At 48.8% G+C, this 13427-nt stretch carries 13 protein-coding genes; 6 read left to right on the plus strand and 7 right to left on the minus strand.

From position 1 onward, the window contains the following. Nucleotides 1-7 precede the first annotated feature (7 nt). From QZV76_RS00740 to QZV76_RS00760, 5 genes are all read right to left on the minus strand, one after another. On the minus strand, nucleotides 8-1366 hold the full coding sequence (locus tag QZV76_RS00740; RefSeq protein ID WP_290595325.1) for a TRAM domain-containing protein: 1359 nt from the start codon (nucleotides 1364-1366) through the stop codon (nucleotides 8-10). 20 nt (nucleotides 1367-1386) lie between these two features. Then, entirely contained in the window at nucleotides 1387-2085 is a 699-nt protein-coding gene (locus QZV76_RS00745; RefSeq protein ID WP_290595326.1) for a DUF3159 domain-containing protein, read from the minus strand. A 2-nt stretch (nucleotides 2086-2087) separates the two neighbouring features. Beyond that, complete coding sequence (locus tag QZV76_RS00750) at nucleotides 2088-2915, minus strand: DUF3710 domain-containing protein (RefSeq protein WP_290595327.1); 828 nt, start codon at nucleotides 2913-2915, stop codon at nucleotides 2088-2090. Nucleotides 2916-2918: 3 nt separating this feature from the next. Beyond that, entirely contained in the window at nucleotides 2919-3395 is a 477-nt protein-coding gene (gene dut, locus QZV76_RS00755; RefSeq protein ID WP_290595328.1) for a dUTP diphosphatase, read from the minus strand. A gap of 94 nt (nucleotides 3396-3489) precedes the next feature. After that, nucleotides 3490-3795, minus strand: coding sequence for a DUF4193 domain-containing protein (locus QZV76_RS00760; RefSeq protein WP_290595329.1), 306 nt, complete (start codon nucleotides 3793-3795; stop codon nucleotides 3490-3492). A 537-nt stretch (nucleotides 3796-4332) separates the two neighbouring features. Here QZV76_RS00760 and QZV76_RS00765 point away from each other — a divergent pair. From QZV76_RS00765 to QZV76_RS00780, 4 genes are read left to right on the plus strand one after another with little or no spacing between them, the layout of a single operon-like run. Further along, the gene (locus QZV76_RS00765; protein WP_290595330.1) at nucleotides 4333-4911 is read left to right on the plus strand and encodes a 2-oxoacid:acceptor oxidoreductase family protein; all 579 of its coding nucleotides are present in this window, start codon (nucleotides 4333-4335) and stop codon (nucleotides 4909-4911) included. Further along, nucleotides 4898-6184, plus strand: a complete 1287-nt coding sequence (locus QZV76_RS00770; RefSeq protein ID WP_290595331.1) for a transketolase C-terminal domain-containing protein — start codon at nucleotides 4898-4900, stop codon at nucleotides 6182-6184. Before QZV76_RS00765 ends, QZV76_RS00770 begins: the two co-directional genes overlap by 14 nt. 12 nt (nucleotides 6185-6196) lie before the next feature. Further along, nucleotides 6197-7411: a thiamine pyrophosphate-dependent enzyme gene (locus QZV76_RS00775; protein WP_290595332.1), complete on the plus strand. Its 1215-nt coding sequence runs from the start codon at nucleotides 6197-6199 to the stop codon at nucleotides 7409-7411. A gap of 3 nt (nucleotides 7412-7414) precedes the next feature. Then, nucleotides 7415-9073, plus strand: a complete 1659-nt coding sequence (locus QZV76_RS00780; protein ID WP_290595333.1) for an NAD(P)-binding protein — start codon at nucleotides 7415-7417, stop codon at nucleotides 9071-9073. Between the two features lie 87 nt (nucleotides 9074-9160). On the opposite strand, the gene QZV76_RS00785 is transcribed toward QZV76_RS00780, so the two are convergent. Next, nucleotides 9161-10081, minus strand: coding sequence for an inositol monophosphatase family protein (locus QZV76_RS00785; RefSeq protein WP_290595334.1), 921 nt, complete (start codon nucleotides 10079-10081; stop codon nucleotides 9161-9163). A gap of 238 nt (nucleotides 10082-10319) precedes the next feature. On the opposite strand from QZV76_RS00785, the gene ppgK reads away from it, so the two are divergent. Then, nucleotides 10320-11093 (plus strand): polyphosphate--glucose phosphotransferase, encoded by a 774-nt coding sequence (ppgK, locus tag QZV76_RS00790; protein WP_290595335.1) that lies wholly within the window; start codon nucleotides 10320-10322, stop codon nucleotides 11091-11093. A gap of 278 nt (nucleotides 11094-11371) precedes the next feature. After that, complete coding sequence (locus tag QZV76_RS00795) at nucleotides 11372-13042, plus strand: RNA polymerase sigma factor (protein WP_290595336.1); 1671 nt, start codon at nucleotides 11372-11374, stop codon at nucleotides 13040-13042. Between the two features lie 81 nt (nucleotides 13043-13123). On the opposite strand, the gene QZV76_RS00800 is transcribed toward QZV76_RS00795, so the two are convergent. Next, a complete protein-coding gene (locus QZV76_RS00800; protein ID WP_290595337.1) occupies nucleotides 13124-13366 on the minus strand; it encodes a DUF3039 domain-containing protein in 243 nt (80 codons plus the stop codon). Nucleotides 13367-13427 lie beyond the last annotated feature (61 nt).

Genomic DNA, 13427 nt, shown 5'->3' on the forward strand with positions numbered 1-13427 from the left:
ATACAGTTTAGAGTAGACGCCTCAACAGAGCGAAACACTCCATGTGAGGGGTATTAGGAAAACTATCAAAAATGCGCACTTCAGAGATACCGTAACCATTCTCTTTCCACAAATGGAGATCGCGTGCAAAAGCTGCAGCATCACACCCAAAATGCATGACAGTTCGAGGTTGATGGGCTGCAACTCCACACACGACATCTTTCCCCGCCCCTGCGCGTGGAGGATCCAACACTACTGTAGCGGGTGCAGTATCGTCAGCAGAAACACCTTTGTGCAGCCACTGTGAAACAGAACTTTCCACCATAGAAATTTTTTGGCCAGTGTGGCGAAAACTAGCTTTTCCCGCAGCTATTGCTGGGCCTGCAGTATCAACGGAAACAACAGCGCAGGAGTGGGATGCTGCACGCGATAATGCATGGGCAAAAATACCGCATCCGCCATATAAATCCCAGGCTGACTCACCATCATGTAAATCCGCACAATCACACACAAGCTGGGCATATACAGCTGGTGCAGCATAATGCGCCTGCCAGAATGAATCAGCTGGTATATGCCATTCCTGTCCCAGAACTCTCTCCGTCGCCATTCCAGATCCTTCTAAAACTTCACGACGAACAATATGGGAAGTATGAGCACGACGGGCAGTAGCTTGTGCACGGCGAGATCCACGATAGTGCCGTTGTTCGCGCGTTAGAGAAACGATATGGCGTTCCCCTAATGAGTCAGCCGCCAAGACTAGCTCAGATGACGTACCTGCCAAAGAAGCTACTTCATCCGCGATCCCCCATTCTCGAGGAGAACCGGATAATAGTGGTACTACCTGCGAACACGTAGCCGCAATAACAGTGTGAGAACGCGCTGCTAAAGGTCCCACTTCTCCACGACTATTAATACTCAACCGCTGACGTACTCGCCACTGTGTTCCATCCGTATTGGGTTCTCCAGACAATGTTTCTCCAGAAAGCGGAGTAACAGACCCCTTCCAGGGAATATGAGAACAACCACCAATACGGTGAAGAAGATCATCAACAATCTGTGCCTTCATCGTTCGCTGCAGAGTTAATGAGGCATTATCCCATGTACAGCATCCGGCTCCAGCCGCTGCTGCTTCACACACGTGGTCTCGTCGTTCAGGATTCGCTGAATGAATATCGACGACATATCCGCGTACAAAAGATTTTTTCTCCTCCGTAACACAGACAGTAACGTCTTCATTGGGTAATGCACCGTCAACAAAAATAACGCGACCATGATGTCGCGCCACCATAGCTCCCCCATGCGCAGGACCACCACACTTAACGCGTATACAGTTATCGAGAGTCTCTGCCTCTGGGTCTGGCAAGCACTTCGTAGAGTCGTTATGCACTTTCTACACCACCCTCACTCTCACGAATCTGTTTTTGAACAAGATTCAGACTGTTCCCGTGTTGTCTTCTTGACAGCCCAAACAGTGATAACGACGGCAACAATAGTAAGCGGCCATCCCATGACGATACGAGTAACCCCCAAAGCAGTTGCTGCATCTTTAAGATAAAGCCACTGTTGTATAGCAAAGCGAGCGGCGAATACTAAGGCCCACGCAAAAGTAGCAAGATCATACCAATAGCGACTGGTCTTGTTCTTTTGCCACGATTGGTCATGCCCATTCAATAGATTCAGTACAACACCAATTAAAGGCCACCGAACCACAATGGAAATGATAGATATCACTGCATAGGCAGCCGATACCCAAATTCCCCAGACAAAATATCCCTTAGCATTGCCCATCCGATAAGCAATAAAGGCACACAATGCCACCGCTATTAGGCCAGATACGGCAGGGGTAAGTTTTTCTCGACGAATAAGACGGAGAAGAAAAATGACGACGGCGACAGCGAAAGCACTCCATAGCGCGGGCATAAGTCCCTTCCACGCGTTAACGGGCACAAAAACCACAACTGGAAGCGTGGAGTACACCACCCCACGCCATCCGCCCATACGCTCCAAGAGAGTCTCTTCAAGAGCGTCGTTATCCTCTTGAAGAGTGCAGTCTTTATCTTGTTCTTGCTGTGGATCTTCGCACGGAATTGAGGAGGAAGAACTCATATTTAGGACTCGGATTGGTCAAATTGTTGAAGCGCTTCGCCATTATCTGCAGCATCACGCTTCCGCGCCTGTTCGGCAGCCAATTTCGTGTCCTCTTGCTGACGAAGTTGTTCGGCCTGTATCTGTTCGAGAATCTCCATGGGAAGCACCAACGGAATGGGGGTACGCGCAGGCATGGGATTTGTACCACGACGTACTACAGTATGGCTCAACATTGTGCGTGCTATTTCAGCAGATTGTTCAGCTTCTGCTGGACTACTGACGATAACAGCTCGGAGCATCCACCGAGGGCCATCCACACCGATAAAACGAATAACGGACTCTGCGGCGGATCCTATGACCTCACGGCCCCAAGGACCATCTTGGATAGAAACCTTTGCACCTTGGTTACGTAAACCATCTGCTAGCTCGGAGGCGACAAATCTCCATTGGCCCCCCGTTTTAGGAGCCGCATACGCATCTATCGTAATATTGCTTTGCCCTGACAGAACGTGTACAACAAGGTTCTGTTCTTCAGATGACTCAATCTGAAGTTGTGTATTGACAGGAGGAACGAAAGCATAGGCCCCAAAATCAAGAATGCCAAGTCCTTCACCATCGGGGTCGAGAAGCCCCGTTATAGTGCCATCTGACTCATCAAACGGACCTTCCTGAGGAGGAACCTGACTGCCAGTATTACTGGAGCTAGCTGTTGAAGTGACGACACTGTCTACCGAGTTCTCAGAGGTATCTCTCGTGCCTTCAGCACTCGCGTTTTTAACACTTGTCTCTTCTGCTACAGCGCTCTTTTTCTGTGCTGCTTTCTTTTTTTTCTTTCCGAATCCAAACATTAACTAGCCTTCTACAAGCGTTGAATGACCACCGGTAGAGCCATAGCCATTCTCTCCTCGCTCGGATACACCAAGCTTTTCTACTTCATTAAATGTAAACATTTCAACACGTTGAACCAGCAACTGTGCAATGCGATCTCCACGTTTAATTTCAATAGACTGCTGTGGATCAAGATTGATAAGGCACACTTTGATCTCTCCACGGTAACCAGCATCCACAGTACCAGGCGCATTAACGATAGAAAGACCACTACGAGCAGCAAGTCCTGAACGTGGATTGATAAAACCTACCGTCCCAAAAGGAAGTTCAATAGCAATACCAGTACGGACAAGTTGTCGCTGTCCGGGTTCTAGTGTGAGAGATTCCGCAGAGTAAAGATCCACCCCTGCATCATCATGATGAGCACGCATGGGAAGAGGAAGCTCCGAATCAAGGCGAACGATATTAACAACACAAGAGGTAGGTGTGAGTCCAGACATGATCTTGAGTGTACCGCTGCATTAATTGCTATGGAGACCTAAAGGCCACGCAAAGATTTTCCTTTGCATGGCCTTTAAGGAACTGCACAATAGATTATCCAGCACAATCCTGGCACACCATGGTGCCATCCTCATCGATATACGCAAGGCGGCTAATGTGCTGTACGAGAAAACATACACCACACGTGAATTCGTCTTTTTGTTTAGGAACAACGCGGACAGTAAGTTCCTCATCAGACAAGTCGGCGCCAGGCAGCTCATACGACTCGGCAGTATCTACTTCATCAATTTCTGCAGAACCAGCTTGGTTCTCCCCGCGGCCTGCTTGTAATTCTTCAAGAGAATTACTTTCAAGACCGTCAGCGTCGTTATTACGCGGTGCGTCGTAGTCAGTCGCCATAATTCATTCCTTAATCGTCGCAGTAAGAGACGAGATGGTGCCTATACCCACATAATGTAGGCCTAGCTCGACAACGGCATATTACAGAAAGAAAGGCCCTAATGCTAGCTAATGCGAACATTTTTCATAGCTTTCTCTGCTAGAGATTCTCGCATTTTTGTCAAGTCTCAAAATTACGCGCGTATAGCCTCTCTCCACACTCTCGATTTTCCTCTATGAGATCGTCATAGCCGCATTGTTATACCGTTTATCACGTGATCCAGATAAAGCACTTGTACATTACAAATAATTAGGATAGGCTTACCTTTTAATAGAGCAATTATGGAAATAATATTCCACAATACGGAAATTAGCTGATAAAAGGCTATATGGAGTTCATCTACCAGAACTTTCCCATACAGCAAATCTAAGAAATATTGTCTCTATATATAAAAATTTAAAAACAATGCTATTCGTTCCAATATATGTAGCGTAATTACGCTATAAACGCCGCTACTACACAGGTAACCTCTCCATTTCAGCCGTATAGTTCTAAATATGGTTGAGGTACGAATTCATGGACGAGGCGGACAAGGTGTAGTTACTGCATCTGACCTTCTCGCCTTTGCTGCATTTGAAGATGGACACTGTGCGCAAGCTTTCCCCAGCTTCGGCTCTGAACGCACCGGCGCCCCAGTAGTGTCATATTGTCGTATCCGGGATACAGAAATCCGCACTCGCGAACCTGTACTTGAACCGGATCTCATCATTGTCCAGGATCCCACCCTGCTGGCAATTATGGATGTCTTTTCAGGTTTAAAACCTGACGGTTATGCCCTTATCAACTCAACAAAAACATTTGATGAGTTAGATCTCAACGACCTTGTCAACAGTCATATCCCTGGACATATCCGTCTTATTCCCGCTACCGATCTCGCATTCCAATACGTGGGGCGCAATGTCCCAAATGCGGTTCTTCTCGGTGCCGTTACTGCTTTCACCGACATTGTCTCTATGGAAGCTGTTACGAAGGCTATTCATTCAAAGTTCCCTAAGCCAATTGCAGAAAAGAACATTGCTGCAGCTCAGGCTGCCGCGGAACTGCTCTCTCACGAAGAGGTACATGCCAGTGCTTAAGCAAATTGAAGGCTCACAGGCCATGGCACAAGCTGTTGCCGCTTGTAAACCACAGGTCGTTGCCGCATACCCTATTAGCCCCCAAACTCACATCGTCGAAGCCCTTTCTAAATTAGTTAAGGATGGAGAACTCCAGGACTGCGAGTACCTCAATGTGGAGTCCGAGTATGCTGCTATGTCAGCTTCCATTGGTGCTTCCGCAGTAGGTGCTCGTGCTTATACTGCAACAGCATCACAGGGCTTGCTCTTCATGGTGGAAGCCGTATACAACGCTTCTGGTCTCGGCCTTCCCATTGTTATGACAGTGGCCAACCGCGCTATTGGTGCCCCTATTAACATTTGGAATGATCACACTGACGCTATGAGCCAGCGTGACTCCGGGTGGCTACAGCTTTACGCAGAAACAAACCAAGAAGCTGCCGACCTCCACGTCCAGGCATTCCGTATTGCGGAGGAACTTTCACTACCTGTCATGGTATGTATGGATGGCTTCATCTTGACTCACGCAGTCGAGCAAGTAGATGTCCCGGAAGAAGAACAAGTCGCTAAGTTCCTCCCCCCGTATGAACCACGCCAGGTACTCGATCCTGAACACCCCATGTCCATTGGCGCCATGGTCGGTCCTGAAGCATTCACCGAAGTTCGTTACCTCGCACACCACAAACAAAAGCAAGCTCTTGAACTTATCCCACAGGTTCAAAAAGAGTTTGAGAAAATCTTTGGCCGTCAATCTGGTGGACTTATTCACACCTATCACTGTGATGACGCCGACACCATCATCGTGGCTCTTGGCTCCGTTGTGGGAACGCTCAAAGACGTTGTTGATGAACGTCGTGCACAAGGCGAAAAAATCGGTGTTCTTTCCATCTGCTCCTTCCGACCTTTCCCCTTCGAAGTCGTTGGAAATGCCCTAAAGAATGCCAAAACCATCATTAGCTTTGAAAAAGCTTTCCAAGTTGGAATTGGTGGTATCGTCTCCTCCCACATTTTCCATTCTCTCCGCGATATCGACCCCGATCTCCATCCCGATCTGTACGAAGTAATTGCAGGTCTTGGCGGACGTAATATCACCAAACATTCCATTCACGACATGCTTGATTCTGCCCAGAAGAATGAGCTTGAACCGCTTACTTTCCTCGATCTCGACCGCACTCTTGTGGAGGCCGAGCTTGAGCGCCAAGAAACAGTTCGCCGTTCTGGTCCGATGGCAGAAAACATGCTTCGAGACGTGAATACTCGTGCTAATCAAGCGGCAAATGCCCGCAACAACTAGGAGGTAAATACAATGAGTGAAGTAAGTCTTCCCCTCCCCAGCATGCCGTCAACTCGCGAGACCTCCATTCCAGCTCGTGAAAAAGTTAAGTTCTACCAGGTTGGTTCCTACGCAGTTGGTAACCGTCTTGCTGAAGAACAACTTCGTTCTGTGCAGTCTGATCCCGACCGTTACAACTCTCTAACATCTGGTCACAGAGCATGCCAAGGCTGCGGTGAGGCCCTCGGTGCCCGCTATGCGCTGGATACAGCCATGTCTGTCACAGATGGCCAGCTAATTGCCGTCAATGCCACAGGCTGTCTGGAAGTATTCTCTACTCCGTACCCAGAGACATCTTGGACATTGCCATGGCTCCACTCGCTATTTGGCAATGCCCCGGCAGTTGCAGCAGGTGCTGCTGCTGGTCTGCGCGCCCAGCACAAGGACGATATCCGCGTTATTGCACAAGGTGGTGACGGCGGCACTGTCGATATTGGTATGGGTTGCCTGTCAGGCATGTTTGAGCGTAACGACGATGTCCTCTACCTCTGCTACGACAACCAGGCCTATATGAACACTGGTGTGCAGCGCTCCGGCTCTACACCCCCTACCGCACGTACTGCTACTACTCAGCCAGTTGGTTCACACCCCGGTAATGAGTTTGGTAAGGGTAAAGATATGGCGCGCATTGCCATGGCTCATGAAATTCCCTACGTAGCTACAGCAACTGTAGCTGACCTGCGTGACCTTGAATATAAAGTCACAAAGGCTATGCAGTATCACGGAGCTCGCTATATCCATATCTTGGTGCCGTGCCCGCTCGGTTGGGGATCAATCTCCCGCGATACTGTTAAACTTGCCCGTCTTGCTACACAGACTGGCCTGTTCCCGGTCTATGAGGCAGAAGCTGGCGAAATAACGTCAGTCATGAAAATTCGTCGCCCAGTGCCGGTCGAAGAATACTTACGACCGCAACGTCGATTTGCGCATATCTTCAAAAATAAAGACACGGAGACACTGACTCGTCTGCAGGCTATGGCTGACCGCAATATTCGCCGCTATGGGCTGATCGATGAGGAAGGTCTTGACGATGACGTCCTTAAACGCGTGATGTCAGCAGGAGATGACCCCGAGGGTCGTTTTGCCAGGGCTGTTCGTGACGCTGCTAAAACGACTCAAGCTGATAAAGAAGCGAAAAAGCATAAGCAACACATTCTTGATGCTAAAAGCGAACATAAGGAGAAGTAGGACATGACTGTCCCGGAATCTAAAGGTGCTGCCCACACCTCTGAACCGTTTGCTATCACATTGGAAGTTGGTTCTTCTCTTGCAAACGAAACGGGCTCATGGCGTACCGAACGCCCTGTCTATGTTCATAACTTGCCTCCTTGTAACAAGGCCTGTCCTGCTGGTGAAAATATTCAAGAATGGCTTTACCATGCCGAGGAGGGAGATTACGAAGCTGCTTGGCGGGAGATTATGGTTAATAATCCCTTGCCAGCAACGATGGGACGCGTGTGCTACCACCCATGTGAAACAGCATGCAACCGCGGCCAGGTTGATGAAGCCGTAGGTATTAATGCCATCGAACGCTTCCTTGGAGATAAGGCCATCGCAGAAGGCTGGACCGTTCCCCTCCTACAGGAAGAGACTGGGAAAAAAGTTCTCATTGTCGGAGCTGGCCCCTCCGGACTTTCCGCTGCCTATCACTTGCGTCGTGCCGGACACACCGTCACCATTCGTGATGCAGGCCCAGAGGCTGGCGGTATGATGCGATTTGGCATTCCGGCTTACCGTCTCCCCCGCGGCATTCTCCGCTCGGAAATCGAACGCATCGAAAATATGGGTGTCACCATTGAGCTCAATACCAAAGTTGAGAATGTCGATAAGGAAATTGAGAATTTCGACGCAATATTTCTTGCTGTTGGTGCCCAGATTGGTAAAAACGTCAATATCCCAGCAGGTTCTGCTGCCAATATGGTCGATGCTGTATCCGTCCTCCGCGGCGTAACAGATGAAGACGCTGAAGATAAGCCATTGCTTGGCCGTCGCGTTTATGTCTATGGTGGTGGCAATACCGCTGTTGACGTCGCCCGTACAGCTCGCCGTCTCGGCGCATCTGAATCCGTCATTCTTTACCGTCGTACACGAGACCAAATGCCCGCCCATGATTCTGAGGTAAAAGAAGCCGAAGAAGAAGGCGTACTCATGCGTTGGCTCTCCACCGTCAAGCATGTTGACCAGGGCGAAATCCAGATCGAGAAAATGGAACTCGACGAAAATGGTTTCCCTCAACCAACTGGCGAGTATGAAACCTTACAGGGCGATTCTCTCATCATGGCACTGGGGCAGGATGCCGACCTGTCGCTTGTAGAAAATGATGATGAGATTGAAATTAGTAATGGCGTTGTGCAGGTGAATAACCAAATGATGACCGGCCACCGCGGTATATTTGCTGGTGGCGATATGGTTCCGTCTGAGCGCACAGTAACCGTCGCTATTGGACATGGAAAGAAAGCTGCTCGTTATATTGATGCTTTCCTCCGTGATACCGAGTACCACCCGGCTCCGAAGCACGCAGATGCTACTTTTGATCGCCTTTCCACGTGGTACTACGCGGATGCCCCCGTACAGGTTCGAGAGAAGCTAGAGGGTGCTCGTCGTGCTTCTACTTTTGATGAGGTTGTCCTTGGTTTAGATGAAGGCTCTGCACTATTTGAGGCACGTCGCTGCATGTCCTGCGGTAACTGCTTCGGATGCGATAACTGCTTTGGTGTTTGCCCCGACAACGCAATTACCAAGATCAAACCGGGCGAATACGAATTTAAGTACGACTACTGCAAGGGCTGCGGTATATGCGTTGAAGAATGCCCCTGTGGTGCTATCGATTTAGTGCCGGAGCAGTCCTAACTTTATTTGCTGAACTAAAAGATAATGGCAGGGTTCCTAGCCTCAAGGAGATGGGAACCCTGCCATTATTTTCACCAACTGGGAGTGTTAAGGCAGCGGCATGGGCTGCAGACCACCTGCTTCTTCCATCATGGCGAGAAATTCTTTCGCTACAGAAGGCGCTACTGCGTAGTTGAGAGTACCTTTATGACCAATCTCTGCAGGATCTGGAATAGCGGTGACGGCACCTGCTTCCTGTGCAATAATTCCACCTGCAGCACGATCCCATGGATGTAGACCGTGCTCGTAGTAGGCATCTAAACGACCTGCTGCAACAAAGCATAGGTCCAACGCTGCCGAACCCAATCGACGGATATCACGGACATGCGAAATCACTTTGGAGAAGAGCGCGCCCTGAAGAGCTCGCTTTGAAGCAGTGTAGGAGAATCCCGTACCCAGTAGTGTTACCCCCAAATTGGCGGGCTCATTGCAGCTGAGACGCGGAGCAGTACGCGCATTCTGAGGATCAGCAAGAGCGTCTTCTACACTGATTGCGCTTGCTCCTCCTCCGCGGTGTGCAGAGAAGATTTCATTACCCACGATATTGGCGACGGCACCAGCGACAACTTTACCGTTCATAGCGGCAGCAATTGATACTGAATATGCGGGAATATTGTAGAGGAAATTGACGGTTCCATCGATGGGATCGAGAATCCAGGTGACGGCGTTCTCGTCACCTGTCATGACTTCTCCCCCACCTTCTTCTCCCAAAATTGAATCGTGTGGACGAGTACTGGTGAGGAAATCACGCAGAGCTTTCTCATTTTCTTTATCAACGACAGTGACAGGATCGCATTCCGTTGTCTTAAGTTGCTGTCCAAGTGCAGTTGCCGTGCTGGCAGTGTTTCCAGACAGCAATTCTGCGCGTCGGCGGGCAACGAGCTGGGCGGAGTTTGCCGCCATCTTAACAGCTAAGTCGCGCAGTTCAGCGGGAGTAATTAGAGATGAAGAGGTAGTAGGATCAGCCATATCGATACGTCTTTCTGAAAATCACTTATTTACGATGCCAGCAATAAGATCAGAGAAGCTCTGATCTGTCACTTACTATGCTACGTCTGGCAACAGAGTTGGCAGAACTCGTTTTACCCTCCATAATCATATCTGGAGCGATTCAGTATCTTCTAGCGTGATCTTTGCCAGGTTATGTTGACTAAGATATTGGTAGAGCACCATGACCTCACAGGCTTCTCCAGTGCAAAGGAACACCATGACGGAAAACGGTCTCCAGTCACAACTTCGTGGATTCGGCATTGACGTTGGCGGCAGCGGTATCAAAGGCGCACTCGTCGATCTCAATACTGGGCAGTTCATCGGTGAACGCATAAGAATTGCTACTCCCAAGCCTGCTACCCCCGATGCAGTAGCCGACGTTATTGCTGAAATTACTCACCGCTTCGAATGGGACGGACCGGTGGGAATCACTCTACCTTCCGTTATTCAGCAGCAAACTGCTAAAACTGCTGCCAATATTGACAAGTCGTGGATCGGCACGAATGTACCAGACCTCTTTACGCATCATCTTCCAGGCCAGGAAATCACGGTTGTCAATGATGCTGATGCAGCGGGTATTGCCGAACTACACTTTGGTGCCGCAAAAGATGTTGAAGGATTAATAGTACTTTTAACGTTTGGTACCGGAATCGGTTCAGCAGTTCTCTACAATGGCATTCTCGTGCCAAATACTGAATTCGGTCATTTTGAACTGGACGGTATGGATGCTGAAGCTTATGCGTCCGCAGCAGTACGAAAACGTGAGGATCTTTCCTGGTCCGAGTGGGCAGCACAGGTAAGCACTATGCTTCGTGGAATGGAAAAATTCTTTTGGCCGGAACTTATTATTGCTGGTGGTGGCATTTCTCGCCGTTACGAAAAGTGGATGCCCGACCTTGATATTCGCACTCCAATAGTACCTACTGAACTGCGTAATCAAGCTGGAATTGTAGGTGCCGCCTATGCTGCTGCCAACGGTATTCGCCCCTAGATTTACTCGGTTATAACTTCTCGGACAACACCGCTGCGTCTTATCTCAGATCTAGCTGATAATCGCCACATTGCGCATGTCGTTTTACCGCATTGTGACACGCGTCTTATAACAGTGTTTCGGCAATATCATGAGCTAGTCGGTACAATGGCTGTGTGTGCTTTCCGCGCCCGTGTACTTACAGTGTACTTACCCTATATTTACACTGAATATTTATTGTATTTATTGCGCGGAAGCAATAATTGACGTCATATTCGCCTAGTCTTGAAAGGTTTTTTGTGGCAGCCTCTAAGAGCGAATCTACCTCCGCCTCCACTACTTCAGAGAAAAAGAAAACGACCCGTCGCACTACTGCGCGGCGTCGTCCAACTTCTTCTGCATCAACAAAGAATGTAGATTCTGCAACGACTGGTACTGCAACATCTCAAGCTGCTTCTCAAAAAAAGAGCACTGGACGCAGCGCGTCAAGTACAGCAAAAACAACAAAAAAGGCGAAAAGCGAAACAGCTGCTAAAAAGACGAAACGTAAGCGTACAAATACAAAAACTGTTTCTACACGTGGCACTAAAAAAGGTACTAAGAAACGTACCGAGAAAACTGATAAAGAAGAAAACATCGTCCTCAATAATGAGGAAACTGCTGAAGACGCACTTGAGAATGACAATCTTGACCTTGACGAGGGTCTCGACAACGATCTCGACGAGGATTTAGACGATGATCTTGACAGCGCCGCTCTTACAGATGACGACCTTGGATTAGACGACGATGTCACACCCCTCGATGACGATGAAGACGAAGACGATGATGATGACGACATAAACGACGTTGTTATTGAGGGCGAAGAAGACGATGACGAGGAGGAAGAAACTCCTGTCATTGACAACTCCCCTGCTTCTCGTGTTCTCTCTAAGACATCCACGGGCAGAGCCCTTCCCAAAAAGAAGAAGAAAGTCACTCCGAAGGACTTTGTATGGGATGAAGAGGAATCTGCCGCCCTCAAACAAGCTCGCAAAGATGCTGAGCTTACTGCATCTGCGGATTCAGTGCGCGCCTATCTTAAACAAATCGGCAAGGTAGCACTGCTCAATGCGGAAGAAGAGGTAGATCTCGCTAAGCGTATCGAGGCCGGCCTTTATGCTGAGCACTTTTTGAAAGAGCTGGAAGCCGGAGGAGAGAAAGTTCTACCCTCACAACGCCGCGATCTTAAACTCGTCATTCGAGATGGAGACAAAGCGAAGAATCATCTTTTGGAGGCCAACCTTCGTCTCGTTGTGTCATTAGCTAAGCGCTACACTGGCCGCGGCATGGCCTTCCTTGACCTTATCCAAGAAGGCAACCTCGGTCTTATCCGCGCTGTTGAAAAATTCGACTATGCCAAGGGCTATAAATTCTCCACATATGCCACCTGGTGGATTCGCCAAGCCATTACCCGTGCTATGGCAGATCAGGCGCGTACTATCCGTATTCCTGTGCACATGGTTGAGGTTATTAATAAGCTCGGTCGTATTCAGCGAGAACTTCTACAGGATCTAGGTAGGGAACCTACTCCAGAAGAACTTGCTAAAGAGATGGATATTACTCCTGAAAAAGTATTGGAAATACAACAATACGCGCGTGAGCCTATCTCTCTTGACCAAACTATTGGCGATGAAGGCGATTCCCAACTCGGTGATTTCATCGAGGACTCTGAGGCGGTTGTTGCTGTTGACGCTGTGTCTTTCACCTTGCTGCAGGACCAACTACAGGATGTTTTAGATACCCTGTCTGAGCGCGAAGCGGGTGTTGTACGGCTTCGTTTTGGTCTTACTGATGGCCAACCTCGTACTCTTGATGAGATTGGTCAAGTTTATGGAGTTACTCGCGAGCGTATTCGCCAGATTGAGTCCAAGACTATGTCTAAGCTCCGTCACCCCTCACGATCCCAAGTTTTGCGCGATTATCTGGACTAGAAACAACATCAGAAAATAAAAGCGGGAGGCTAGCAATAACGCTAGCCTCCCGCTTTCTAGATTCTCACACCATAAGTACAATTATCGAGATTTTTGCAACGTATCGTAGATTCGCTGGCATTCTGGGCAGACGGGTGATCCCGGCTTGGGTGTTTGTGTCACCGGGAAGACTTCACCGCACAAGGCAACTACGTAGCTTCCCGTAACGGCACTTTCCACTATCTTGTCTTTCTTGACATAGTGAAAATATTTAGGAGCTTCATCGGTAGTTTTTTCTTCAACGTCAACATCAGGACGTTCTAAAACATCATTCGCTGTACTCACAGGCTACATTGTCCTCCAATTTATGTTATCCATCCACTCTTTCCACTGTTTATGTCTGTAA

The organism is Lawsonella sp. (genome assembly GCF_011525565.1).
Taxonomy (GTDB): Bacteria; Actinomycetota; Actinomycetes; order Mycobacteriales; family Mycobacteriaceae; genus Lawsonella; species Lawsonella clevelandensis_A.